This is a genomic window from Acidovorax sp. SUPP2539, assembly GCF_030158975.1.
In the GTDB taxonomy this organism is placed as follows: Bacteria; Pseudomonadota; Gammaproteobacteria; order Burkholderiales; family Burkholderiaceae_C; genus Paracidovorax.
On the sequence record NZ_BQXJ01000002.1, the window covers coordinates 413,149 to 437,892 of the forward strand.

Sequence of the window (24,744 nt, forward strand, 5' to 3'; positions counted from 1 at the left end):
TGCCGGCGCCGGGGCAGTGGGCCCGGCACCTGTTACCGGGTAGGAGCGATCCCGCACGGCCCGGCGTCGGTGCTCAGGCGGCCGGCGGCGTCCCGAACGCGTTCAACGGAATGCGCAGGTAGGCGATGCCGTTCGCCTCGGGGGGCGGCAGTTGCCCGGCGCGCATGTTGACCTGCAGGGAGGGCAACAGCAGCGCCGGCGCGCCCAGCGTGGCGTCGCGCGCGCGGCGCAGGGCGACGAAATCCGCCTCGGCCACGCCGCCGCCCACGTGGATGTTGTGTTCGCGCTGTGCCTGCACCGTGGTCTCCCATTGCGGCGCGCGCCCGGCCGGTGGGTAGTCGTGGCACACGAACAGGCGCGTGTCGCCCGGCAGCGCCAGCAGCCGCTGGATGGAACGGTAGAGCGTGGCCGCATCGCCGCCGGGAAAGTCCGCCCGCGCCGTGCCCACGTCGGGCATGAAGAGCGTGTCGCCCACGAAGGCCGCGCCGTCCACGAGGTAGGCCATGTCGGCCGGCGTGTGCCCCGGCACCCACAGGGCCGTGACGGGCGTGTCGCCCAGCAGCAGCGTCTCGCCATCGCGCACCAGATGGTCGAACGGGCTGCCGTCCGCCGCGCCGGTTTCGGCGGGAAAGAGCCGGCCGAAGGCGGCCTGCACCACGCGGATGTGCTCGCCCACCGCGATGCGGCCCCCCGCCTGCGCCTTCAGGTACGGCGCGGCCGACAGGTGGTCGGCATGCGCGTGGGTCTCCAGGATCCACTGCACCGTGAGCCCCCGCTCGCGCACGCAGGCCAGCACCGCATCGGCCGAGCGGGTGGCGGTGCGGCCCGCGGCGGCATCGAAGTCGAGCACCGGATCGATGATGGCCGCGCACCGCGTCGCCAGATCCCACACGAGGTGGGTCACCGTGCCCGTGGCGGGATCGAAGAACGACTGCAGGGAAGTGGTGCGGGGCATGGCGGGCGGCCTTTCGGGCGGTTCAGCGGACAACAATCTTTCCACAGATATTATGTGATTTGATATATTGAATCCAGCGCCGACCTTTCGGTGGCCTTGTGACGGCTTTTGCATCGATCTTCCCATGGACCCCACCCCCATTGACCCCGAGCGCCTGCGCCAGGCGGCCAGCCAGGCCGTCTCGGCCCTGAAGGCCCTGGCCAACGAAGACCGGCTGCTGCTGCTGTGCCAGCTGTCGCAGGGCGAGCAGTGCGTGAGCGACCTGCAGGCGCGCCTGGGCATCCAGCAGCCCACGCTGTCGCAGCAACTGGGCGTGCTGCGCACCCAGGGCGTGGTGGAGACCCGGCGCGAGGGCAAGAACATCCACTACCGCGTGGCCGATGCCGCGCTGCTCGAGATCCTGGCGGTGCTGTACCGCCTGTACTGCCCCAAGGAGTGAATCCCATGGCCATCGACTGGAACGCCTTCACCCCCGGCACCGCGTTGGCGGGCGGCGCGCTCATCGGCCTGGCGGCCGGGGGCTTTTTCCTGCTGTCGGGGCGCATCGCCGGCATCAGCGGCGTGGTGGGAGGCCTGCTGCGGCCCCGGCGCGGCGACCGGGCCTGGCGCGTGGCCTTCGTGGCGGGCCTGATCGCGGCGCCGCTGGCCTATGTGCTGGCCGCGCCGCTGCCGGCGGTGCGCATCGACGCCGGCCCGGGCCTGCTCATCGCCGCAGGCCTGCTGGTGGGCGTGGGAACGCGCTACGGTGCGGGGTGCACCAGCGGCCACGGCGTGTGCGGACTGTCGCGCTGGTCGGTGCGCTCGCTGGTGGCCACGCTGGTTTTCATGGCGGCCGGCATGGGCACGGTCTTCGTGCTGCGGCACCTGGGCTGAACGGAGGGAACGCGACATGACCGTTCTGATCGCTTTTGCCGCGGGCCTGGTCTTCGGGCTGGGGCTGCTGGTGTCCGGCATGGCCGACCCGGCCAAGGTGCTGGGGTTCCTGGACATCGCGGGGCCCTGGGACCCGTCGCTCGCCCTGGTGATGGCCGGCGCCGTAGGCGTGGCCCTGGTGGCGTTTGCGCTCGCGCGCCGCCGGGGCACCACGCTGCGCGGCACACCGCTGCAGTGGCCCGCCGCGCACGGCATCGACGCGCGGCTGGTGGGCGGCAGCATGCTGTTCGGCATCGGCTGGGGCTTGGCCGGCATCTGCCCCGGCCCGGCCCTGGTGCTGCTGGGCATGGGGGTGCCGGACGGCGTGTGGTTCGTGGCCGCCCTGCTGGCCGGCATGGCCGTGTTCGAGGGCATCGAGCGCTGGCGCGGGCGCGGCTGACGACCGCCGTGCAGGCGGATGTCCTGCGCCGCGATGGCAGTTAGCCGACACGCCACGGGCACCACGGCCCCTAGATTGGTGGCCTTTGAAAGGATCCCACCCATGACCGCATCTTCCCCTGCCGCCGGCACCCGCACCGTCGCCATCCTCGTGACCGACGGCTTCGAACAGGTCGAACTGACCGGCCCGCGCGACGCGCTGCAGAAGGCCGGCATCGCCACCCGGATCATCGCCCCGAAGGCCGGCCAGGTGCAGGGCTTCAACCACGACGAGAAGGCCGACACCTTCACGGTGGACGGCACCCTCGACCAGGCCGATCCCGCCCGGTTCGATGCCGTGCTGCTGCCCGGCGGCGTGCTCAACGCCGACACGCTGCGCACGGACGCGAAGGCCCAGGCCTTCGTGCAGGCCATCGACCAGGCCGGCAAGCCCATCGCCGTGATCTGCCATGGCGCCTGGCTGCTGGTGGACGCCGGCCTGGTGAGCGGCAAGACCCTGACCAGCTGGCCCAGCCTGGCCACCGACCTGCGCAACGCCGGCGCCACCTGGGTGGACGAAACCGTGCACGTCGAGGGGCACTGGGTCAGCAGCCGCAAGCCCGACGACATTCCGGTGTTCAACCAGAAGTTGCTGCAGGCCGTGGGCGCCTGACCGCGATGGACGACTGGCTCGGCCTTTTGCAATGGCCGGCATTCGCGGCCTCGGTGCTGGCGGCTTGGCTGGTCGCCTCCACGCACCCAGCGCGGCGCAATACCGGCTTCTGGGTCTTTCTCGGCAGCAACGTGCTGTGGCTGGCCTGGGGATGGCACACCCGCGCCTGGGCGCTCATGGCGCTGCAGTGCTGCCTGGCGGCGATGAACGTGCGGGGCCTGTGGAAAACGGAGCCGGCCGGCGAGGAAAAGGAAGGCGCGGGCAAGGAAGCCGCATGAAGAGAGCAGCCCGTCGTTGGCCCGGCACCCCGCGCGAAAAAGGTGCGAAAAAGGCCTGTCTCCTTGCGAAGACAGGCCTTTCATGGGCCACGACGGCGCGACGGCTTCAGAACGGAATGTCGTCGTCCATGTCGTCGAAGCCCGAGGCCGCGCGCGGCGCCTGGGCAGCGGGCGCCGGTGCCGGGCGCGGTGCGGGCGCGGCAGGGCGCTGGACCGGTGCCGGTGCCGGGCGGCGTGCCGGAGCGGGCGGGGCGCTGTTGTCGTAGCCGCCGTCGTTGCCACCGCCGCCGTAGCCGCTGTCTTCGTAGCCGCCACCGCCGCCCTGGCCGCCGCCCATGCCCTGGCGGCTGCCCAGCATCTGCATGGTGTCGGCGCGGATTTCGGTGGTGAATTTTTCCTGGCCGGCCTGGTCGGTCCACTTGCGGGTGCGCAGGCTGCCTTCCACATAGACCTGCGAGCCCTTGCGCAGGTACTGGCCGACGATTTCGGCCAGGCGGCCGTTGAACACCACGCGGTGCCACTCGGTGGCTTCCTTGTTCTCGCCGGTGTTCTTGTCGCGCCAGCGGTCGGTGGTGGCGATGGTGACGTTGGCGACCTGGTCGCCGCTGGGGAAGGTGCGCATTTCGGGATCGCGCCCGAGATTGCCCACGATGATGACTTTGTTGACGGATGCCATGGTGTAAGGGCCTGTAGAGAATGGTGGAGAGAAGGCACTACGGCCTGCGCGGCCTGCCAGGGGCCGCGGGGAGCCGTCGATTGTGCCCGATTCGCCCCGTGAGCGGACCGGCCGTGCGACAAGCCCGTGCCACAATCAAAACGCCTTGTTCCACCGCCTGCCCTGGCCATTTCCCATGCATCGCGAACCCGACTTTCTTCACAACCTGCGGCAGGAGTTCGCGGACGGCTGGCGGTGGGTGGAGCGCGCGATCGTGCTGGCCTACGCCGCGGCGGCCGGGCTCTTCGTGGTGGCGTTCACGGTCCTGGGGGAATGGGCGTTCGCACGCTTCGAGCAGGTGCTGCACTGGCAGGGCGGCTGGGGCGTGCTGCTGTGGACCCCGGCGCTCACGGCCGCCATCGTGTGGGCCACGCGCCGCTTCGTCCCCGGGGCCGCGGGCTCGGGCATTCCGCAGGTGATGGCGGCGCTGGAGCCGGGCCTGCCGCCCGGCCAGCGCGGCTACTTCGTCTCGCTGCGCATGTCGCTGGGCAAGGTGCTGCTGGGCAGCGCGGGCTTTCTGGCCGGGCTTTCCATGGGCCGAGAAGGCCCGTCGGTGCAGGTCGCGGCGGGCGTGATGCAGCACGCGCAGCGCTGGCTCGGGCCGCGCTCGGGCATCACCAGCCATGCATTGCTGGTGGCGGGCGGGGCCGCCGGCATCGCCGCGGCGTTCAATGCGCCGCTGGCAGGCGTGGTGTTCGCGATCGAGGAGCTGTCGCGCAAGCTCGAATCGCGCAGCAGCGGGCTCATCATCGCGGCCATCGTGCTGGCCGGGCTGATGGGCGTGTCCTTCTTCGGCAACCTGACCTATTTCGGGGTGATCCGCGTGCCCCGCCTGGGCTGGGACGCGCTGCTGCCCGGCCTGGGCGTGGCCCTGGTGTGCGGCGTGCTGGGCGGCCTGTTCGCGAAGCTCATCACCGCCTCGCTCACCGGTGCGCCGGGCCGGCTCAACCAATGGCGCGCCCGGTTCCCGGTGCGCTTCGCGGCGGCGGGCGGTCTGGCGGTGGCGGTGATCGGCCTGGCCACGGGCGGCGCCACCTTCGGCGCCGGCTCCGAGGCAGTCAAGCACATGCTGGCGGGGCAGGCCGATGTCCCGGCGTTCTATGTCACGCTGAAATTCATCGCCACCTGGCTCACGGCCTGGTGCGGCGTGCCCGGCGGCTTCTTTGCGCCGGCGCTGTCGATCGGCGCGGGAGTGGGGCACAACATCTCGCTGCTGACCGGCGCGGACATCGCCCCGGCCCTGATCGCCATGGGCATGGCGGCCTTCCTGGCGGCGGTCACGCAGGCGCCGCTCACGGCCTTCATCATCGTGATGGAGATGGTGGACGGCCATGCCATGGTGCTGAGCCTGATGGCCTCGGCCATGCTGGCCAGCCTGGTGTCGCGCATGCTGGTGCGCCCGCTGTACGAAACGCTGGCGGAACACCTGCTGAACAAGGTGGGCGCGGCACCGGCGGCACCGGCGGACGCATCGCCCCGCTGACATCCACACTCGCGCGCATGGTGCCGCAGCACATCCGTTACCCTCGGCGCATGCGTGCCTCCCTCTGCCTTGCACTGTTGTCCGCCGCCTTGCTGCTGGCCGGCTGCGGCACCACGCCGCAGCCGCGTTCGCCGCGCGGCAACGTGACGTATTCGCAGCTGTCGCCCGACCAGTCGAGCGACATCGCCATCCATGCGCTGGGGCTGGTGGGCACGCCGTACCGCTATGGCGGCAACACGCCCGAGGGCGGGTTCGACTGCAGCGGCCTCATCGGCTATGTGTACAAGAGCCGCGCGGGCATCGCCCCTCCGCGCACCGTGGCGCAGCTGAGCGACTTCGGGCTGCCGGTGGACAGCGGCGACCTGCGCACGGGCGACCTGGTGGTGTTCGGCGCGGGCCGGCCGACGCATGCGGGCATCTACGTGGGCGAGGGCCGCTTCGTGCACGCTCCCTCCACCGGCGGCGAGGTGCGGATGGACCGGCTCGATTCGCGCTACTGGTCGCGGCAGAAAACCGCCTTCCGCCGGCCCTGAGCGGGGCCGAGGGGCAGCGGCGGGCGGCGCGCGACAATCGCCGCCATGACGACCGCAGCCACCCCCCACGTGCACCGCACCGCCACCCCGCTCTCCACCCACGACACGACCCGCATCGACGACACGCGCATCAAGGCCGTGCGCCCGCTGATCACGCCTGCGCTGCTGCAGGAATGGCTGCCCACGCCGCCCGGCGCGCTGCAACTGGTCGAGACCAGCCGCGCGGCGATCTCGCGCGTGCTGCACGGCCAGGACGACCGGCTCGTCGTGGTGGTGGGGCCCTGCTCGATCCACGACCACGGGCAGGCCATGGAATACGCCCACCAGCTCAAAACGCAGGCCGACGCGCTGTCGCAGGACCTGCTGATCGTGATGCGCGTGTATTTCGAGAAGCCCCGCACCACCGTCGGCTGGAAGGGCTACATCAACGACCCGCACCTGGACGGCAGCTTCGCCATCAACGAGGGGCTGGAGATGGCCCGCGCGCTGCTCCTGGACATCCTGGCGCTGGGCCTGCCGGTGGGCACCGAATTCCTCGACCTGCTCAGCCCGCAGTTCATCAGCGACCTGGTGAGCTGGGGCGCGATCGGGGCGCGCACCACCGAAAGCCAGAGCCACCGGCAGCTGGCCAGCGGCCTGTCGTGCCCGGTGGGCTTCAAGAACGGCACCGACGGCGGCGTGAAGGTGGCCAGCGACGCCATCCTGGCGGCCCAGGCGCCGCATGCCTTCATGGGCATGACCAAGATGGGCCAGTCCGCCATCTTCGAGACGCGCGGCAACAACGACTGCCACGTGATCCTGCGCGGCGGCAAGCAGCCCAACTACGCGGCGCCGTCCGTGGACGCGGCCTGCCAGCTGCTGCAGGCGGCGGGGCTGCGCGCGCAGGTGATGGTCGACGTGTCGCATGCCAACAGCAGCAAGCAGCACAGCCGCCAGATCGACGTGGCGGCCGACGTCGCCGGGCAGGTGGCCGGGGGCGACCATCGCATCGTGGGCCTGATGATCGAGAGCCACCTGCAGGAAGGCCGGCAGGACATCGTCGCCGGCCAGCCCCTGGCGCACGGCGTGTCGGTGACCGACGCCTGCATCAGCATGGCGCAGACGGTGCCGGTGCTGCAGGGCCTGGCGCAGGCGGTGCGCGAACGGCGCCGGACCCGATAGGGCCAGGAAGCAACACCGGCCGTCGCGGTGCCGGTGTAGCATTGACCGTTACTTTTTGTAGTCATTTGCCGCCGCAGATCCCGATCCGCCCGAATCCCATGCAGGTGTTGTCGCCTACCGACCCATGCCAACGGCCACTTTCCCGTCCGCTGGCCTTCTGAGCGTGCCGCCCAAGGCCGCTCCCGTGGGCAAACGCCTGGAGGCGCTGCGCGCCTGCGCAGTGCTGGACACCCCGGCGGAAGAGGCGTTCGATCAGCTGACCCGGCTGGCCGCCCGCCTGTGCGGCATGCCCATGGCGGCGATCGGTTTCATCGACCAGGGGCGCGAGTGGTTCAAGGCCAGCACCGGCATCGAACTGCAGTCGCTGGATGCGGCCCACCCGCTGTGCGCCCTGGCGGTGGACGGCCGGGTGGTGCAGGTGCAGGACACGCATGCCCATTCCACGCTGCGCCGCCATCCGCTGGTGATCGCCGGGCCGCGCGTGCGCGCCGTGGCCTGCATGCCGCTGATCACCGCGGAGAAATGGGTGCTGGGCGCCGTGGTGGTGATGTCCACCGAGCCGTGCGTGCTGCAGCCGCCCCAGCTCGAATCGCTGCGCGCGGTCGCCGGGCAGGCCATCGCCCTGCTGGAGCTGCGCCGCAGCCAGCGCAACCAGGCGCGCATGGCCACCGAGCGGGCCGCCAGCGACGAGCGCTTTCACCTGGTGGCGCGCGCCACGGCCGACGCCATCTGGGACTGGAACCTGCACGACGACTCCATGTGGTGGAACGAGGGCATGCAGACGCTGTTCGGCGTGCCCATGCAGACCCTGCCGCACGACAGCACGTCGTGGACGCTGCGGCTGCACCCGGAAGACAGCGACGCGGTGCTGGAGAGCATCCACGCGGCGATCGAGGGCACGGCCAAGCACTGGGCCGAGGAATACCGCTTTCGCCGCTACGACGGCAGCTACGCCTGGGTGCAGGACCGCGGCTTCGTGATCCGCGACGCCGAGGGCCGCGCGGTCCGCATGGTGGGCGGCATGACCGACATCAGCGCGCAAAAGGACAGCGCGCTGCAAGCCAAGGACGAGGCCCGCACCCACGCCGAGCTGGTACGCGTGCAGCAGAAGATTTCGTCGCTCGAGCTGTCCATGGATGAGGTGCTGCAGCTGGTGGCCCGCACCGCGATGGAACTGTCCGATGCGGGCGGTGCAATGGTGGTGATGCGCGAAGGCGACAAAGCCCGGGTGCAGGCCAGCACCGGCATGCGCGCCGTCCCGCTGAACGACGTGCGCCCACTGGAAGGCTACGAGTTGTGGCACCGCATCGACGCGGGCGAGACCGTCTGCAGCCAGCCGGCCGTTGCCCAGGCCATGCCCTCGGCCGCCCTGTGCGAGCCCGGGCCGGTGGCTTTCATCGCGGCGCCGGTGCGCGCGGGCGATGCGGTGGTGGGCATGCTCAAGGTCAACGGCGACCCGCTGGCGTCGTTCTCGCAGCGCCACCTGGCGCACGTGCAGATCCTGGCCGAGTCGCTGGGCGCCGTGGTGCAGCTGCGGCGCTATGCCGCGCAGCTGCACGCGTCCGAGCAGCAGTACCGCCTGCTGTTCGATGCGCACCCGCAGCCCATGTGGGTGTACGAGCTGGGCACCCTGCGCATCCTGGCCGTCAACCGGGCCATGGTGCGCCACTACGGGTACAGCGAGGCGGAACTGCTGTGCATGACCACGCCCGACCTCTGGCCCCAGGACAACCGCGAAGCCCGCACCCGGGAAGCGCACACCATTCCGCACAATGCCCGGCGCGACGCCGTGCACCGGCGCCACCGCAAGAAGGACGGCACGGTGATCGACACCGAGGTGTACGCCGGGGGCATCGAATTCAACGGCGTGCCCGCCCGCCAGGTGCTGGCCACCGACGTCACCCAGCGCATGCGCCTCGAACGGGAGCTGGCGCGGGTGGGCAGCATCCAGCGGCTGCTGGCCGCCTGCAACGAATCGCTGGTGCGCGCGACCTCCGAGGCCGACCTGCTGCGCGAGGTCTGCCGCATCGCCACGGACGTGGGCGGCTACCGGATGGCCTGGGTCGGCATGGTGCGCGACGATGCGCGCCAGAGCATCGAGCCCGTGGCCTGGGGCGGCCAGCACAGCGACCACTATGCCGAGACACTGCAGCTGAGCTGGTCGGCCGACCAGCCGGGCGGCCAGGGCCCGGCCGGGCTGGCAGTGCGCAGCGGCCGCCCGGTGATCGTGCGCGACATCCGGCTCGACCCGACGTTCGCCAGCTGGACCGAGCGCATGCTGCGGCAAGGCCTGCATTCGGTGATCAGCCTGCCGCTGCGCAACGCCGAGCGCTCGTTCGGCCTGCTGTACCTCTACCCGCCCGGAGTGCTGGAGATCGGCTCCGAGGAGACCGAGTTGCTGCAGCAGCTGGCCAACGACCTGGCCTTCGGCATCGAGAGCCTGCGCACCCGCCAGGACCAGCAGCGCCTGCAGAGCGTGGTGCTCAAGGCCGCCGCCGCCATCTCGGCCAGCACCGGGACCGAATTCTTCAAGCAGCTGGCCAGCAACATGGCCGACGCCCTGGGCGCGCAGGCTGGCTGCGTCACGCGGCTGCTGCCGCCGGTGGAGGGACAGCCGCCGCGCGCCGTCACGCTCTCGCGCGTGCAGGACGGCGTGGTGCAGCCCAATGCCGAGTATTCGCTGGAGGGCACGCCCAGCCTGCGGCTGGCGACCGAGTCCGAATACGTGGTGACGTCCGGCGTCTGCGAGCTGTACCCGCGCTCACCCATCGCGGCGCTGGGCGCCCAAAGCTACGTGGGCCAGCAGCTGCGCGACGCCGAGGGGCGGCCCATCGGGCTGATCTTCGTGATCTTCCGCGAGCCGCTGGAGCGGCCGGCGCTGGTCTCCTCGACCTTGCGCATCTTCGCGGCGCGCGCCACCGCCGAAATGGCCCGCCAGGCATCGGACGCCCACATCCGGCGCCAGGCCTCGCTGCTGGACAAGGCCCGCGACGCCATCATCGTGCGCGACCTGGAGCACCGCATCACGTTCTGGAACCAGGGCGCCGAGCGCATGTACGGCTGGTCGCAAGCGCAGGTGCTGGGCCGCACCATCGACACGCTGCTCTACCAGAACGCCACCGAATTCCTGCGTGCCACCGAGGCCACCCTGGCCCAGGGCGAGTGGACGGGCGAGATCGTGCAGTTCCACCAGGACGGGCATGCGATCGACGTGGAAGGCCGCTGGACCCTGGTGCGCGACGAGAGCGGCCAGCCCGAATCCATCCTGGCCATCCACACCGACATCGGCCACCGCAAGGCCACCGAGCGCGAGATCCAGCGCCTGGCGTTCTTCGACTCGCTCACCGGCCTGCCCAACCGCATGCTGCTCATGGACCGCATGCACCAGGCACTTGCCACGGCGCAGCGCCAGCGGCAGGGCGGGGCGCTGCTGTTCATTGACCTGGACAACTTCAAGACGCTGAACGACACGCTCGGCCACGACAAGGGCGACCTGCTGCTGCAGCAGGTGGCGCAGCGCCTGAACACCTGCGTGCGCACCGTCGATACCGTGGCGCGGCTGGGCGGCGACGAGTTCGTGGTGATGATCGAGGCGCTCAGCCCCCGGCCCGACGAACTGGCCGTGAGCGCCCGCGTGGTGGGCGAGAAGATCCTGTCGGTGCTGAGCGCCCCCTATGCGCTGGACGGCTACCAGTACCGCAGCACGCCCAGCATCGGCGTCGCCCCGTTCACCGACGGGCAGTCCACCGTGGGCGAGTTGCTCAAGCAGGCGGACCTGGCCATGTACCAGGCCAAGACCGCCGGCCGCAACACCCTGCGCTTTTTCGACCCCGGCATGCAGGCCGTGGTGACGGCCCGGGCCGCGCTGGAAGACGACCTGCGCACCGCGATCGCCCGCGAGGAATTCCTGCTGCACTACCAGCCCCAGGTGGACACGATGAACCGCGTGGTCGGGGTGGAGGCGCTGGTGCGCTGGCCGCACGCCAAGCGGGGCATGGTGCCGCCGGGCGATTTCATCCCGCTGGCCGAAGAAACCGGCCTCGTGCTGCCCCTGGGCCGCTGGGTGCTGCACACCGCCTGCACCTTGCTGGCCAGCTGGCAGGACGAGCCCTCCCTGTCGCACCTCACCATGGCGGTGAACGTGAGCTCGCGCCAGTTCCACCACGCGGGCTTCGTGGACGACGTGGTGCGTGCGCTGGTGTTCACCGGGGCGCCGGCCGACCAGCTCAAGCTGGAGCTGACCGAAAGCCTCTTCGTGGACGACATGGAGACCACCATCGCCACCATGTCGGCGCTGCGCGCCCATGGGGTGGGTTTCTCGCTGGACGACTTCGGCACCGGCTACTCTTCCCTGAGCTACCTCAAGCGCATGCCGCTGGACCAGCTCAAGATCGACCAGAGCTTCGTGCGCGACCTGCTCAGCGATCCCAACGATGCGGCCATCGTGGACACCATCATCGCGCTCTCGCGCAGCCTGGGCCTGAACGTCATCGCCGAAGGCGTCGAGACCGGCGCCCAGCGCAACCGCCTGGCGCAGGCGGGCTGCCAGCTCTACCAGGGCTATTTCTTCAGCCGGCCGCTGCCGGCCGACGTGCTCGAGCGCTTCCTGCGGAACGCGCCCGTCTGATCTTTTTCCTCTGACAGCCCCTGGCAGGCCCCTGCCGGGCGGCTGGGCAGCCCTCCACGCGCCGGGTGGCCCCTCCCCCTGCCTCCGCTGTGCCGAAGGCCCCTGACGCCTTCCTGCGCCACGAGCGTCTCGTTCTGCCACACCTCCTGGCCATCCGGGGCGGGCCGCGGGCGACGGTTTTTTCTGTCTTCTCCTTAATGTCTTTATCAATCCATAGTAGTCGTAGTAAGCACGGCCTCCCTCTGTGGACAACTGCATTTTTCCTTTGCGGATCAACGGACTTGCGATGCCGTGAACCTTGTGGGCGGCACCCGGCTCCCGCTGTCGCGGCGGCGGGGACAAAACCGGCGCATCGCCCTTCGCTGTGGACAAGTGGCCGGTTGTGCGGGAAATATCCACAGACTTGTTCCCGTGGCCACCCCTTTTCGCCCGTTGGCGCGAAAGCGGTCCGGTTCCGGGCAGTGCTACCAGGTCCGACACACCTGCCGGGCATGGATCGGGCGCAGCCCACCGATCGGATGGCGAGGCGTTCGCCCCTTTCTCCTTTTTTCTTTTCCCACGGCGGGTGGGATGCCTTCGTTTTGCGCCGGGCCCGGGTGACCTCAGGCAAGGAGCGCGGCGGTCGGTTTTTCGGCGGTCCGGAGGTTCCTTGTTATTCCATTAAAGGATCTATCAATACATAGCAGTAGTAGTAGAGGAGCCCTGGTTCTGTGGACAAGGCCGATTTCCTCAACGCTGCCAAGCACTTGGATGGCCGCAAACCCTGTGGCGCTGACCGGGTGAACCGGCATGCCGGGTGACAACAACTTCGGCGCATCGGCGCCTTCTGTGGATAACCCATGGGTTGCTCTGGAAATGTCCCCAGGCTTGTCCACAATGCGCCCCGGATCGGCATCGGCCAAAGAAAAAGGGCCCCGAAGGGCCCTTGTTGGCATGGATGAAGCAGGCAGGGATCAGAAGTGGTACGCGTAGCGCAGCTGCACGAAGTTCTCGCCCGGGTTGGGCTTCTTGATGCCCGCGTTGGACAGGTGCTGCACCCGCAGCACGATCTCGTGCTGGCGCTGCGCGCCCAGGCTGTAGCCCACGCCCAAGTGGGAGCCGAAGTTGTAGCGGGTGCTGAACTCCTTGTCGGGGGTGTGGTACTTGCGGTCGGCATACGTGATGCCGACGCCCCCTTCCCAGAACCAGTTGGCGCGGCCGTTGTCCGGGCGCAGGCGGAAGGTGGGCGTGAAGCCGACCACGGTCAGGTCGCCTGAGCCGTTGACCCCGTTGTACGACCAGCGGCTGGCGGAAATGTCCCAGTAGCCGCGCACTTCATGGCCCCACAGCTCGCTCTGCCAGTTCCAGGGCAGCGTCACACCCACGGCGGCGGAATCGGTCTGGTGTTCTGCCCAGCCGCCCTGCACGTAGACGGACGGGCTGGTGCCCGAAGGCTGGGCGTGAACGGCGCCCGCGCCGGCGACGCAGGCCAGCGCCATGAAAAAAGCGTTCCCGCGCAGCAGGGCGCGGGAACGCAGGAGGTGGATGATCGGCATGGAAATTCCCTCGATGGAATGACTGTGGGTTTGCACAACGTGTGTAACCCACTGTATGCCGCCCATCGGGGGGTGCGTTGTAGGCAGTCGCCTCAACCGTACTGATCGGTCGGGATCTGACCGGAGGGTATGCAGGGATGGCCAGACTGTGCGCAAACCCCCCGGACCGATCGCTTACTGCGGCGCAGGTGCGGGCACCGGCGGCACGGCCGGGCGTTCGCCGCGCGGGCCGCCGTGGCGTCCGTCCTTGCCGCGCTCACCATCGCGTGGGCCGCCCATGCCGGGGTGGCGGTGCATGCGGCGGCTTTCCTGGTCGAACGTCTTTTGCTGCGCCGGGGTCAGCGTGGCGTAGAAGGCCTTGGTGGCTTCATCGCGGCGGTCGGCCTCCGCGCTGTGCTGGGCGCGCATGGCCCGCATGCGGTCGATGCGCTCGGGCGTGGTCAGCTGGTCGAGGCCCTTGGGATCGAGCCGCGCGCCGCGCTCCTGTGGCTGCATCGCGGCCTTGAAGGTTTCCCAGGCGGGCTGCTGGGCCGGGGTGAGCTGCAGCTTTTGCTGCAGGGCGTTGGCACGCTGCTCCATGTGCGCCTTGCGCTGCTCGGGGCTGGGCATGCGGTGGCGCTGGCCGTCCTGCGACTGGCCGGCGGCGGGCGGCGCAGACGGGGCGGGGGGAGGGGTCTGCGCGAAGGCGGGCGCGGCCAGGGCGGCCAGCAGGGCGGTGGCGGCGGCAGCGCCGGCGATGCGTCGTTGGAAGAAGATGGACATGGTGGTTCCTTTCTTGCCCCAGGGGGCGAGTGGGTCCGCCGCAACGACCGTTGCAGCGGTTGAGGGCCAGTGTCTTCCCCCTGTGTAACGCCGGCGTGAGGCGTTCGTGTGGCTGTGTAAAGTTGTGACAAGGGTTGGTTGCCCTGTCCGTGCAATGGGGGACGGGAATGGCCCCATGCCGGCGTATCGATTGCCTGTGCAGCTATTAAATAAATAGCAAACGGGGTGCCATGCCGGTGAAAGCCGCGCCAGGCCGCGGGCCCGGCGCCGACCGCACCCCCGACAATGGCACCCCGCTGCACCGCGCCGCGCCCCCGGGCGGGCGCCCCAGGGTGTGCCAATGAACGTCAGAGCTGAAGGATTTCCGTGTTCAAGAACATGATCGTGTACCGCATCGCGCCGCAGTGGCAGGTGGACCTGTCGCAGGTGGAAGAGGCGCTGGCCAAGACGCCGTTCGTGGAGTGCGGCGCCACGCAGGAAAAATCGCTGGGCTGGGTGCCGCCGCGGGGCGACGCGCACGACCTCATGGCCGAATCCGTGGGCGGGCAGTGGGTGCTGCGCTTCATGGTCGAGTCCAAGATGCTGCCCGGCTCGGTGCTCAACCGCAAGGTCAAGGAAAAGGCCGCGCGCATCGAGCAGGAAACCGGCCGCAAGCCCGGCAAGAAGGAAGCCAAGGAGCTCAAGGACGAGGCCAAGCTCGACCTGCTGCCCATGGCCTTCACCAAGCAGGGATCGATGTGGGTGTGGATCGACCCGCAGGCCCACTGGCTGGTGCTGGACACCAGCAGCCAGGGCCGCGCCGACGAGGTCGTCACGCTGCTGGTCGAGGCGCTGCCCGGCCTGTCGGTGGCGCTGCTCGATACGCAGACCTCGCCCCAGGCCGCCATGTCGCACTGGCTCAGCACACAGGAGCCGCCCGTGGGCTTCAGCGTGGACCGCGAGTGCGAGCTCAAGAGCGCCGACGAGGCCAAGGCCGTGGTGCGCTATGCCCGCCATCCGCTGGACATCGACGAGGTGCGCGAGCACATCGCCGCCGGCAAGCTGCCCACCAAGCTCGCGATGACCTGGGATGATCGCGTGTCCTTTTTGCTGAGCGAAGGCCTGCAGGTGCGCAAGATATCGTTCCTGGACACGGTGTTCGAAGGCACCAAGGCCGATGACGGCGGCTTCGATACCGACGTGGCCATCGCCACGGGCGAGCTCAGCAAGTTGATTCCCGACCTGATCGAGGCGCTGGGCGGCGAGGGCCGCACCGAACTGGGCGGCACGCCCCCGGCAGCGTCGGCGGCCGACACTGCCGCCCCTGCGCCTTCGAGCGGCCCTGCTGCCGTGGCGGCCAACGGTGCCGAAGACGACGACGCACCGTTCTGACCCGCGGGCCCGCGGCCCGGGACAGCGCGGTGCCGCGCGGGCGCGAACCCGCATCGCCGTGGGGCCATCGTTTGGCGATGCGCCCCGCTGCGTGCACGATGGCTGTCGCGGCAGGGCCGGCCTGGACCGATGGCCGACCGGCGCATTCCCCACGTCCCGTGAAAACCGTTGCCTGGAGGTATCCGATGACCGTCATCACCCGTTCCGTTGTCAGCACCGCCGTTGCCCTGGCGGCCCTGTGCGCCGGCCCCGCGCAGGCGCACCACGGCTGGTCCTGGGCGGAAGAAGCCCAGTCCGAGCTGGCCGGCACCGTGCAGCGCGTGCAGATCGCGCCGCCCCATCCCACGCTGGAGGTCAAGACCGCCGAGGGCGCCCTCTGGCGCGTGGAGCTGGGCAATCCGTCGCAGACCGAGCGCTCCGGTTTCACCGCGGCCTCCGCCAAGCCGGGCGATGCCATCACCGCCATCGGCAACCGTGACCGGGACACTTCCCAGCGGCGCATGAAGGCCGTGCAGATCCAGGTCGGCGGCAAGACCTACGACCTCTACCCCGAACGCATCCAGAACCCCAAACGCTAGAAGGCCCCATGGATTTCGCCGGGCTCACGCTCCTGCTGGACACCCTGGCTGCGTCCGCCCCGGCCGCGTGGCTGCGCCAGTCCGGCACGGCCTACCTCGTGGTCAACGCCCTGCACATCGCCGTGCTGGGCCTGGGCGTGGGCGCCGCCGTGCTGCTGGACCTGCGCCTGTGGGGCGCCATCGGCCGGCGCATTCCCCTGGCGCTGCTGGGTCCGTTCCTGTCGCGCGCGGCGGGGGCGGGGATCGCGCTGGCCCTGGTCACCGGGCTGTGGCTGTTCGCCACCCGGCCGGCCGACTACCTGGCCAATCCGGCGTTCCTGGTGAAGGTGGCGGTCATCGGGCTGGCGCTGCTGAATGCGCTGGCGCTGCATGCCGGCGGGCACTGGGCGCGCGCCCTGCGCGAAGGGCGCGCCGGCGGCTGGGTGCGCATGCAGGCCGCGGTGTCGCTCGCGCTGTGGCTGGGGGCCGTGCTGGCGGGGCGCTGGATCGGATTTCTCTGAGAACGCTGGGCGATTGCGCGCCAACGCGATCTCCAAAAAGACATTGAACAGGTTCTCAGGGTCCGTGCGGCTACCATCCCGGCCATGGCGCTCAACTGGGTCTGGATCGGGTTCTTCACCGTGGCGTTCGCCACCGCTGTCGTGCGCTGGCTGCTGGGCGCGGACGGCATCTTCCAGGCCTTGCTGGCCGCGCTGTTCGATGCGGCCCGCTCGGGCTTCGAGATCTCGCTGGGCCTGGCCGGCGTGATGGCGCTGTGGCTGGGCCTGCTGCGCGTGGGCGAGCGCGCCGGCATGATCGAGCTGCTCGCCCGCGCCGCCGCCCCGCTGCTGCGCCGGCTGTTCCCCGGGGTGCCCGACGGCCACCCGGCGCAGGGCGCGATGACCATGAACCTCTCGGCCAACCTGCTGGGCCTGGACAACGCCGCCACGCCGCTCGGCCTCACGGCCATGCGCGAGCTGCAAAGCATCAACCCCGGCCCGCCCGACACCGCCAGCAACGCGCAGATCATGTTCGTGGTGATGAACACCGCGGGGCTCACGCTCATTCCCACCTCGGTCATCGCCATCCGCCAGAGCCTGGCCCTGAAGCAGGGGTTGGGCGCGGGCTTCAACGCGGCGGACATCTTTTTGCCGACGCTGCTGGTCACCTTCGCGTCGCTGCTGGCGGGCGTGCTGGCCGTGGCCGTGTGCCAGCGCCTGCCCCTGTGGCGCGCGCGCCTGCTGCTGCCGGTGCTGGCCGTGGCCGGTCTGCTGGCGGCGGCGGTCACCGCGCTGGCCCGGTTGCCGGCCGAGCAGGCCGCGCGCATCGCCGGCACCACCGGGGCGGCGGTCATCCTGGGCGTGGTCATGCTCTTCGTGCTGGCGGGCGCCGTGCGGCGCGTGAACGTCTACGATGCCTTCATCGAAGGCGCCAAGGAAGGCTTCGGCGTGGCGGTGCAGATCGTGCCCTACCTCATCGCCATCCTCGCGGCCATCGGCGTCTTCCGCGCCGCGGGCTGCATGGATGCACTGCTGGGCGCCATCGGCGCGGGCGTGGCGGCGATGGGCTGGGACACCGCGTTCCTGCCGGCCCTGCCCGTGGGGCTGATGAAGGTGCTCTCCGGCGCCGGCGCGCGGGGCCTGATGATCGACGTCATGCAGACGCACGGCGTCGATTCCTTCGCCGGCCGCCTGGCCGCCATCGTGCAGGGATCGACGGAAACCACGTTCTACGTGCTGGCGGTGTACTTCGGCAGCGTGGGCATCCGGCATGCACGCCATGCGCTGGCGTGCGCGCTGGTGGCGGATGCGGTGGGGCTGGCGGCGGCGATCGGGGTGGGGTACGCGATGCTGCGGTGACTGCGATGCCTCTCAAACCTTGGACAATTCACCCCTTCGACTGCCATCCCATTCACGCCTTCCCTCAGAAAGCCTTTCCGTGACCGACGCTCCGCAACGCCCCGACCTGCCCGACCACCTCTCCATCGACCCGCGCAGCCCGCACCATGTCGCCGCCGTGTTCGAGCACGACATCGGGATCCGCTTCAATGGCAAGGAGCGCTTCGACGTGGAGGAGTACTGCGTGAGCGGGGGGTGGGTGAAGGTGCCCGCGGGCAAGACGGTGGACCGCAAGGGCCGGCCGCTGATGATCACGCTCAAGGGCGCGGTGGAAGCGTTCTATAAGTGAAAACCCTGCCATGCCGGCGGATTGCTTGCCTGGATTGCTATTAAAAATATAGCGAATTGACGGCGGTGCCTGTCGCGGCAGATTCCCGCCTGCTGGGCCGTCCGCCGCGCGCCCTCAGGCGCGGCTCACTCGCACTGGAAGCGCGTCTGCAGCGTGGCCGGGTTCTTCGTGGTGCTCGATCGGGCGGTGCAGCGCTTCACCGCGTCGTCCACGCGCTGCACCACGCGCACGGCGCCGCCGGCGTAGTCGCATGCGAGGAACTTGCCCTGCGGGTAGTCGCCTTCGAAATTCCACACGGCCGTGGCGCCACCTCTTCCGGGCTTGTCCGACTGGGGCATGAGGACGGCGCCCTGGGCGGGCGGGCCGTCGAAGACGTTGTGGCCGGTCAGGCGCAGAGGGCTCTGGTCGAGCACGATCTCGGTGCCCGCCGGCAGACCGGCAGCCTCCGCGCGGGGCGAGGTGAGGCGCACGGTGGCAGGGCATTCCAGCGATGCTGTGGCGGCAATCGCTGGAGCGGACACGCCAGAGAAGAGCGCTGCGGTGAGGGCAACCAGCGCCGCCGCTCGGGCTGCAGGGCGGCGCAAAAGGGGGGTGGAGCGCATGTGGGCCTTTTCTTGGTCGGTCACTCGATGACGGAATACGCGGCGGCGTTGTTGCTGGGATCGACGAAATCCCCGTTCTTGCGCTGGACCTGGGGGCGGATGTAGCGCATGGACACCTTGGGTTTTTGCGTATCGCTCAGCCACTGGTCCATGACCCAGATGCCGCCGGGGTCCTGCGAGATGAAGAACGCCGCGTGGTTGCCCGTGGGCAGGCTGCCGTAGTGGCCCTTGCCGTTGAAGGTGGCGATCGCCGTGCCCTTCTTGATGTTGGCGTTGCCGAAGACGGTCTCGCCCGGTTTCCAGGAACTGGTGTGGGGCAGTTGCGCATAGTGCTGCAGCAGGGCCACGCAGTGCTTGCTGCCGACCTTGCTGGTTCCCTCCAGGGCTTCGGCGTTTTGGTAGATGTAAGGCATCGTCGAGTGGGCGGACAAAAGCAGCGATCCTAGTCGGCCGCGTGCCTTTTGCCCCGGCTGTTTCCAACCGTTTCAAACCCGCTCGAAGATGGCCGCGATGCCCTGCCCGCCGCCGATGCACATCGTGACCAGCGCATAGCGCCCGCCGGTGCGGTGCAGCTCGGCGACGGCCTTGGTCGTGATGATCGCGCCGGTGGCTCCCACGGGGTGGCCCAGGGAGATGCCCGAGCCGTTGGGGTTGACCTTGGCGGGGTCCAGGCCGAGTTCCTGAATGACGGCGCAGGCCTGGGCGGCGAAGGCCTCGTTGGCTTCAATGACGTCCATGTCCTCGATCTTCAGGCCCGTGCGCTGCAGCACCTGGCGCGTGGCGGGCACGGGGCCGATGCCCATGTAGGCCGGGTCCACGCCCGCGTGCGCGTAGCCGACCAGGCGGGCGAGCGGCTTGGCGTTCAGCGCGGCCACGCGGTCGCCGGCCACCAGCACCACAGCGGCCGCGCCGTCGTTGATGCCCGACGCATTGCCGGCGGTGACGCTGCCGCCGTCCTTCTTGAACGCGGGCTTCATGCCGGCCAGCACGTCGAGCGTGGTGTTGCCGCGCACGTGTTCGTCGGTGTCGAACAGCACGGTGCCCTTGCGCGTGGCGATCTCGACCGGAACGATCTGCGCCTTGAAGTGCCCGGCGGCGATGGCCGCGGCGGCGCGGTGCTGGCTGGCGGCGGCCAGTTCGTCCTGCATGTCGCGGCTGATGCGGTAGCGCTCGGCCACGTTCTCGGCGGTGATGCCCATGTGCATCTTCTGCCAGGGGTCGTGCAGGATGCCCAGCATGTAGTCGATGCTCTTGGCGTCGCCCATGCGCTGGCCGTAGCGCGCGGCGGTGTCGAAGTAGGGGCCGCGGCTCATGGATTCGCTGCCGCCGCCGATGGCCACGTCGCAGTCGCCCAGCACGATGGCCTGCGCGGCCGACACGATGGCCTGCAGGCCGGAGCCGCACAGGCGGTTGACGTTGAAGGCCGGCGTCTCGATGGGGCAGCCCGCATCGATGGCGGCCACGCGGGCCAGGTAGGCGTCCTTGGTATCGGTCGGGATGACGTTGCCCATGACCACGTGGCCCACCGTGTCGGGTGCGAGGCCGCTGCGTTCGATGGCGGCGCGCGTGACCGTGGTGGCCAGCTGTGTGTTGGGCACGTCCTTGAGCGTGCCGCCGAAGGTGCCGATGGCGGTGCGGGCGGTGCCGACGATGAAGACGTCGCGGTGGTTCATGGCAGGGGTCTCCTCAAGGAATGAATGAATGAACGGACAGGTGCTGAAAATCAGGTGCCGCACGGTGCGCTGCGCTGCGGATCGGACGGAATGGTAGGGCCGGGCGGCCGGCAGGGCAGGCGTGTGGGCGTCAGCCGCCGCTGCCGTGTCGTGCCCTGCCGCGCAGGTTTGCCTATCGCCCTTCGAAGCGCGGCTTTTCCTTGGCGTAGAAGGCGGCGATGCCCGCGGCCAGGTCGGCCGTGCGCGCGCAGTCGCCGAAGGCGCGGGTTTCCGCCTCCAGTTGCGCGGGCAGGTCGCGGTCGAACGAGGCGCGCATCAGCCGGCGCATGTGGCCCAGCGCGACCGTGGGGCCGGCCGCCAGGCGCTCGGCGAGTGCGTCCACCGCCGCATCGAGCTGGTCGGCGGGCACCACCCGGTTGACCAGGCCCAGGCGCTCGGCATCGGCGCTGGTGAGCGTGTCGCCGAGCAGGGCGATCTCCAGCGCGCGGCGCAGGCCCACCTGGCGCGGCAGGGCCCACGAGGCGCCCACGTCGCAGCTGGTGCCCAGGTTGATGTAGGCCAGATTGAAGCGCGTGCCCTCGGCGGCGAGGATGAAGTCGGCCAGCAGCATCAGGCTCATCCCGGCCCCGGCGGCCACGCCGTGCACCTTGGCGATGACGGGCGCGTCGATGTTCGCGAGCAGTGTGGCGGCCTCGTTGAGCGGGCCCAGCAGGTCCGCGGCGCCCTGGACGGGGTCTTCGCGCAAAGTGGCCAGATCGCCCCCCGCCATGAAGCCCTTGCCCGCGCCGCACAGCACCACGGCCCGTACGCCCGGATCGGCCGCGATGCTGCGCGCGGCCGCGCACAGGGCCTGGGCCATGGGCACGTCGATGGCGTTGAGCGCGGTGGGGCGGTGGAACTGCAGCGTGGCGATGGCGCCCTCGCGGCGAAAGACCAGGGGCGGGCTGGCGGCGTCGGGTGCGGGTGGTTGCGGCATCGTTGTCTCCTGTGTTTTGCTATTGAAAAATGAGCTGCTACCGCTTTTGCTGCAGCCATTTGCGAGGCTTTTTTGCCTGGAGGGCAATGAATGCTAGGGCATGCTGCTATCTTTTTTGATGCGGATAGGCGACTGCGCAGCGCTTTCGGGCGCTGCGGCCAGATCGTCCAGGATCGGGCAGTCCGGCCGCTCGTCCCCCTGGCAGCAGCCCACCAGCGACTGCAGCGTGCGCTGCATGGCCTGCATGGCGGCGATGCGCTGGGCCAGGTCGTCGATGTGCGCTTGGGCGATCTGCTTGACGTGGGCGCTGGCGCGGCGCTTGTCCTGCCACAGGCCGAGCAGGGTGGCGATCTCTTCCATCGAGAAGCCCAAGTCGCGACTGCGGCGGATGAAGCGCAAGGTGTGGACGTCGGCCTCGGTGTACTGGCGGTAGCCGCTGCCGGTGCGCGCCACGCCGGCCAGCAGGCCCAGGGCCTCGTAGTGGCGGACCATGCGGGGCGACACGCCGGCCCGTTCGGCGGCCGTGCCGATGGCGACGGGCCAGCCCTGCGGTGTGGCGGTCACGGCCGGCGTGCTCATGCGGCGACCGTGTAGCCCTCTTCGGTGATCGCGGCGGCCAGCGCGTCGCGCGCCCGGTCGCTCTCGACGACCACCTTGCCCTGGGCCAGATCCACCTGCACGGTGGCGTCGGGATCGACCTGGCGGACGGCGTGGACGACGGCGCGTTCGCAGTGGCCGCAGGTCATGCCGGTGACTTGGAGATGGTGTTGCATGGGGTGCTCCGTTCAGTGGGTGGAGGAAAAAGGGAGAAGGGTGTCTGCATCATGAACCCTGACATGGTGGCAGAGTCAAGCGGCCCCGTGCTTTCCGCGGTGCGCTTGACCTTGCCATCGCGTCAAGGTTTAAGGTGCCCCCCATGAACCCGACACCCACCGCCCCGCCATCCCCCTCCGATTCCGCCCCGGGCACGCTCGACCTGGGCATCGGCGGCATGACCTGCGCGAGCTGCTCGGGCCGGGTGGAGCGCGCACTGCGCAAGGTGCCGGGCGTGCAGGAGGCCACGGTCAACCTGGCGACCGAGCGGGCCCATGTGGTCTATGCGGCCAGTGCTGCCGGTGTGGCCGGTGCGGGCGCGGCGATGGAGGCGCAACTGCGCCGGGCGGTGCGCAACGCGGGCTACGAGCCCCGCGCCCCGCAGGCGCAGGACGCCGAGGCGCGCGGCCAGTCGCCCTGGGCGGGCTTCGGGCCGGTGGCCCTGGGGCTGGCGCTGTCGGCGCCGCTGGTGCTTCCGATGCTGCTGGGCCTCTTACCGGAGCGCTTCGGCGCGCTGCTCGGCCCGCACGGCATGCTGCCGGCATGGCTGCAGTGGCTGCTGGCGACGCCCGTGCAGTTCTTGCTGGGCGCGCGCTTTTACAAGGCGGGGTGGCACGCCCTCAAGGCGCGCGCCGGCAACATGGACCTGCTGGTGGCGATCGGCACCAGCGCGGGCTACGGGCTGTCGCTCTGGCTGTGGCTGACCGCGCCCGCCGGCCATGCCCCGCACCTGTACTTCGAGGCCTCGGCCGTGGTGATCACGCTGGTGCTGCTGGGCAAGTGGCTGGAGGCGCGGGCCAAGCGCCAGACCACGGCGGCCATCCGGGCGCTGCACGCCCTGCGGCCCGACGTGGCGCACCTGGTGGGTGCCGATGGCGAGGTGGACGTGCCCGTGGCCGAGGTGATGGCCGGCGACCGGATCGTGGTGCGCCCGGGCGAGCGCATCCCCGTGGACGGCACGGTGCTGGAGGGGCACACGCAGGTGGATGAATCCATGCTGACCGGCGAGCCGCTGCCGGTGCCGCGCACCGCGGGCGAGGCGCTCACGGGCGGCTCGATCAACGGCGACGGGCGGGTGGTGGTGCAGGTGTCGGCCGTGGGGGCCGAGACGGTGCTGGCCCGCATCATCCGGCTGGTGGAAGACGCGCAGGCCGGCAAGGCACCGATCCAGCGGCTGGTGGACCGGGTGTCGGCGGTGTTCGTGCCGGTGGTGCTGGGCATCGCGCTGGCCACGCTGCTGGGCTGGCTCTGGGTGGGCGCCGGCGGCGAGGCGGCGGTGATCCACGCCGTGGCGGTGCTGGTGATCGCCTGCCCCTGCGCTTTGGGCCTGGCGACGCCGGCGGCCATCATGGCGGGCACGGGCGTGGCGGCCCGGCACGGCATCCTGATCCGGGACGCCGAGGCGCTGGAGCGCGCGCACCGCGTGGGCACAGTCGCCTTCGACAAGACGGGCACGCTGACGGTGGGCCAGCCCCGGCTGACCGCCTTCGAGGTGGCGCCCGGGCAGGACGGTGACGCGTTGCTCGCGGCGGTGGCCGGCGTGCAGGGCGGCAGCGAACACCCGCTGGCCCGCGCCGTGGTGCAGGAGGCCCACCGCCGCGGCTTGCAGCCACCCGCGCCGCAGGCCGTGAGCGCCGTGCCGGGCCGGGGCACCGAGGGCACGGCGGCCGGGCGCCATTTCCGCGTGGGCAGCCTGCGCTGGATGGAGGAGCTGGGCGTGCCGCTGGGCGCCCTGGCCGCACCCGCCGCCGCGCTGCAATCGGCTGGCGCCACCGTGTCGGCAGTGGCCGAGGCACCGCCGGGCGAAGTACCAACGGGCGAGGGGGTGGCTGGCCCGGCGTGGGTGCTGCGGGCGCTGCTGGCCTTCGGCGACGAGCCCAAGCCCGGTGCGCGCGAGGCCCTGGCGGCGTTGCGGGCGCGCGGCCTGCGCGTGGTGATGGTGTCGGGCGACCACCGGGGCGCGGCCGAGGCCATGGCGCGCCGCCTGGGGCTGGACCCGGAGGCCGGCGAGGTGATGGCCGAGGTGCTGCCCGGCGACAAGGCGGCGTGCGTGGCGCGCCTGCGGTCCGAGGCCGCGGCGGGGCCGGGCGCTCACCGCCCGGCACGCCAAGCGGTGGCCATGGTGGGCGACGGCGTGAACGATGCGCCGGCCCTGGCTGCCGCCGACGTGGGCATGGCCATGGGCAACGGCACCGATGTGGCCATGCAGGCCGCGGGCATCACGCTGATGCGCGGCGACCCCCGGCTGGTGGCCGCGGCGCTGGACATTTCGCACCGCACGGTCGCCAAGATCCGGCAGAACCTGTTCTGGGCGTTTGCCTACAACGTGGCCGGCATTCCCCTGGCCGCACTGGGCTACCTGAGCCCCGTGGTGGCGGGCGCGGCCATGGCCCTCAGCTCGGTGAGTGTGATGGCGAACGCTTTGCTATTGAAGCGCTGGCGCGTTTGATAGTTACATTCGGTTAAAAGTCGGCAGGTCTGGCACACTGCAACGTTTGGTTGCATATGGTGCGCCTCCTTTTGCTGGTCACCGAAGAGATTAGAGGACGACAA

General features: G+C 70.4%; 25 protein-coding genes. 15 read left to right on the top strand and 10 right to left on the bottom strand.

What is annotated here, in order from left to right:
• Positions 1-73 precede the first annotated feature (73 nt).
• Positions 74-955 carry an MBL fold metallo-hydrolase gene (locus tag AVTE2539_RS09480; protein ID WP_284410032.1) on the bottom strand — a complete coding sequence of 294 codons (882 nt, stop codon included), beginning with the start codon at positions 953-955 and terminating at the stop codon, positions 74-76.
• A 124-nt stretch (positions 956-1,079) separates the two neighbouring features.
• Between AVTE2539_RS09480 and AVTE2539_RS09485 the strand changes: the two genes are divergently transcribed.
• From AVTE2539_RS09485 to AVTE2539_RS09505, 5 genes are all read left to right on the top strand, one after another.
• Complete coding sequence (locus AVTE2539_RS09485) at positions 1,080-1,394, top strand: ArsR/SmtB family transcription factor (RefSeq protein ID WP_284397363.1); 315 nt, start codon at positions 1,080-1,082, stop codon at positions 1,392-1,394.
• Between the two features lie 5 nt (positions 1,395-1,399).
• Positions 1,400-1,828, top strand: coding sequence for a YeeE/YedE family protein (locus tag AVTE2539_RS09490; protein ID WP_284410034.1), 429 nt, complete (start codon positions 1,400-1,402; stop codon positions 1,826-1,828).
• Between the two features lie 16 nt (positions 1,829-1,844).
• Positions 1,845-2,267, top strand: coding sequence for a DUF6691 family protein (locus AVTE2539_RS09495; RefSeq protein WP_272566322.1), 423 nt, complete (start codon positions 1,845-1,847; stop codon positions 2,265-2,267).
• Positions 2,268-2,369: 102 nt separating this feature from the next.
• A complete protein-coding gene (locus tag AVTE2539_RS09500; RefSeq protein WP_272566323.1) occupies positions 2,370-2,918 on the top strand; it encodes a type 1 glutamine amidotransferase domain-containing protein in 549 nt (182 codons plus the stop codon).
• A gap of 5 nt (positions 2,919-2,923) precedes the next feature.
• A complete protein-coding gene (locus AVTE2539_RS09505; protein ID WP_272566324.1) occupies positions 2,924-3,196 on the top strand; it encodes a hypothetical protein in 273 nt (90 codons plus the stop codon).
• A 106-nt stretch (positions 3,197-3,302) separates the two neighbouring features.
• Here AVTE2539_RS09505 and ssb read toward each other — a convergent pair whose 3' ends face one another.
• The gene (ssb, locus tag AVTE2539_RS09510; protein WP_272566325.1) at positions 3,303-3,872 is read right to left on the bottom strand and encodes a single-stranded DNA-binding protein; all 570 of its coding nucleotides are present in this window, start codon (positions 3,870-3,872) and stop codon (positions 3,303-3,305) included.
• Positions 3,873-4,047: 175 nt separating this feature from the next.
• Between ssb and AVTE2539_RS09515 the strand changes: the two genes are divergently transcribed.
• The 4 genes from AVTE2539_RS09515 to AVTE2539_RS09530 all read left to right on the top strand — a co-directional run bounded on the left by AVTE2539_RS09515 (position 4,048) and on the right by AVTE2539_RS09530 (position 11,715).
• On the top strand, positions 4,048-5,394 hold the full coding sequence (locus AVTE2539_RS09515) for a chloride channel protein (protein ID WP_284410038.1): 1,347 nt from the start codon (positions 4,048-4,050) through the stop codon (positions 5,392-5,394).
• Positions 5,395-5,444: 50 nt separating this feature from the next.
• Positions 5,445-5,927 carry a C40 family peptidase gene (locus tag AVTE2539_RS09520; RefSeq protein WP_284410040.1) on the top strand — a complete coding sequence of 161 codons (483 nt, stop codon included), beginning with the start codon at positions 5,445-5,447 and terminating at the stop codon, positions 5,925-5,927.
• Positions 5,928-5,972: 45 nt separating this feature from the next.
• Positions 5,973-7,088 (top strand): 3-deoxy-7-phosphoheptulonate synthase, encoded by a 1,116-nt coding sequence (locus tag AVTE2539_RS09525; protein ID WP_284410044.1) that lies wholly within the window; start codon positions 5,973-5,975, stop codon positions 7,086-7,088.
• A gap of 124 nt (positions 7,089-7,212) precedes the next feature.
• Positions 7,213-11,715 carry an EAL domain-containing protein gene (locus AVTE2539_RS09530; RefSeq protein WP_284410047.1) on the top strand — a complete coding sequence of 1,501 codons (4,503 nt, stop codon included), beginning with the start codon at positions 7,213-7,215 and terminating at the stop codon, positions 11,713-11,715.
• A gap of 953 nt (positions 11,716-12,668) precedes the next feature.
• Here the strand turns inward: AVTE2539_RS09530 and AVTE2539_RS09535 are convergent.
• Positions 12,669-13,250, bottom strand: a complete 582-nt coding sequence (locus AVTE2539_RS09535) for an acyloxyacyl hydrolase (RefSeq protein ID WP_502868900.1) — start codon at positions 13,248-13,250, stop codon at positions 12,669-12,671.
• Positions 13,251-13,424: 174 nt separating this feature from the next.
• Positions 13,425-14,012 carry a Spy/CpxP family protein refolding chaperone gene (locus AVTE2539_RS09540; protein ID WP_284410050.1) on the bottom strand — a complete coding sequence of 196 codons (588 nt, stop codon included), beginning with the start codon at positions 14,010-14,012 and terminating at the stop codon, positions 13,425-13,427.
• 366 nt (positions 14,013-14,378) lie between these two features.
• Between AVTE2539_RS09540 and AVTE2539_RS09545 the strand changes: the two genes are divergently transcribed.
• The 5 genes from AVTE2539_RS09545 (at position 14,379) to AVTE2539_RS09565 (ending at position 18,127) form a co-directional block, all read left to right on the top strand.
• Positions 14,379-15,383, top strand: a complete 1,005-nt coding sequence (locus AVTE2539_RS09545; RefSeq protein WP_284410052.1) for a recombination-associated protein RdgC — start codon at positions 14,379-14,381, stop codon at positions 15,381-15,383.
• Between the two features lie 185 nt (positions 15,384-15,568).
• Complete coding sequence (locus AVTE2539_RS09550; RefSeq protein WP_284410053.1) at positions 15,569-15,961, top strand: DUF6152 family protein; 393 nt, start codon at positions 15,569-15,571, stop codon at positions 15,959-15,961.
• Between the two features lie 8 nt (positions 15,962-15,969).
• The gene (locus AVTE2539_RS09555; protein WP_284410055.1) at positions 15,970-16,461 is read left to right on the top strand and encodes a DUF2214 domain-containing protein; all 492 of its coding nucleotides are present in this window, start codon (positions 15,970-15,972) and stop codon (positions 16,459-16,461) included.
• 84 nt (positions 16,462-16,545) lie between these two features.
• Positions 16,546-17,799, top strand: coding sequence for a spore maturation protein (locus AVTE2539_RS09560; protein WP_284410057.1), 1,254 nt, complete (start codon positions 16,546-16,548; stop codon positions 17,797-17,799).
• Positions 17,800-17,878: 79 nt separating this feature from the next.
• Complete coding sequence (locus AVTE2539_RS09565) at positions 17,879-18,127, top strand: DUF3297 family protein (RefSeq protein ID WP_284397321.1); 249 nt, start codon at positions 17,879-17,881, stop codon at positions 18,125-18,127.
• 125 nt (positions 18,128-18,252) lie between these two features.
• On the opposite strand, the gene AVTE2539_RS09570 is transcribed toward AVTE2539_RS09565, so the two are convergent.
• From AVTE2539_RS09570 to AVTE2539_RS09595, 6 genes are all read right to left on the bottom strand, one after another.
• Positions 18,253-18,729 (bottom strand): STY0301 family protein, encoded by a 477-nt coding sequence (locus AVTE2539_RS09570; RefSeq protein ID WP_284410059.1) that lies wholly within the window; start codon positions 18,727-18,729, stop codon positions 18,253-18,255.
• Positions 18,730-18,749: 20 nt separating this feature from the next.
• Entirely contained in the window at positions 18,750-19,142 is a 393-nt protein-coding gene (locus tag AVTE2539_RS09575) for a BPSL0067 family protein (RefSeq protein WP_284410060.1), read from the bottom strand.
• Positions 19,143-19,214: 72 nt separating this feature from the next.
• Positions 19,215-20,402: an acetyl-CoA C-acyltransferase family protein gene (locus AVTE2539_RS09580; protein WP_284410062.1), complete on the bottom strand. Its 1,188-nt coding sequence runs from the start codon at positions 20,400-20,402 to the stop codon at positions 19,215-19,217.
• A 172-nt stretch (positions 20,403-20,574) separates the two neighbouring features.
• Positions 20,575-21,378 (bottom strand): enoyl-CoA hydratase/isomerase family protein, encoded by an 804-nt coding sequence (locus AVTE2539_RS09585; RefSeq protein ID WP_284410064.1) that lies wholly within the window; start codon positions 21,376-21,378, stop codon positions 20,575-20,577.
• A 93-nt stretch (positions 21,379-21,471) separates the two neighbouring features.
• Positions 21,472-21,957: a Cu(I)-responsive transcriptional regulator gene (cueR, locus tag AVTE2539_RS09590; protein WP_284410066.1), complete on the bottom strand. Its 486-nt coding sequence runs from the start codon at positions 21,955-21,957 to the stop codon at positions 21,472-21,474.
• On the bottom strand, positions 21,954-22,151 hold the full coding sequence (locus AVTE2539_RS09595; RefSeq protein WP_272566301.1) for a heavy-metal-associated domain-containing protein: 198 nt from the start codon (positions 22,149-22,151) through the stop codon (positions 21,954-21,956). Before AVTE2539_RS09595 ends, cueR begins: the two co-directional genes overlap by 4 nt.
• A 143-nt stretch (positions 22,152-22,294) precedes the next feature.
• Between AVTE2539_RS09595 and AVTE2539_RS09600 the strand changes: the two genes are divergently transcribed.
• Complete coding sequence (locus tag AVTE2539_RS09600; RefSeq protein ID WP_284410067.1) at positions 22,295-24,640, top strand: heavy metal translocating P-type ATPase; 2,346 nt, start codon at positions 22,295-22,297, stop codon at positions 24,638-24,640.
• Positions 24,641-24,744: the final 104 nt, after the last annotated feature.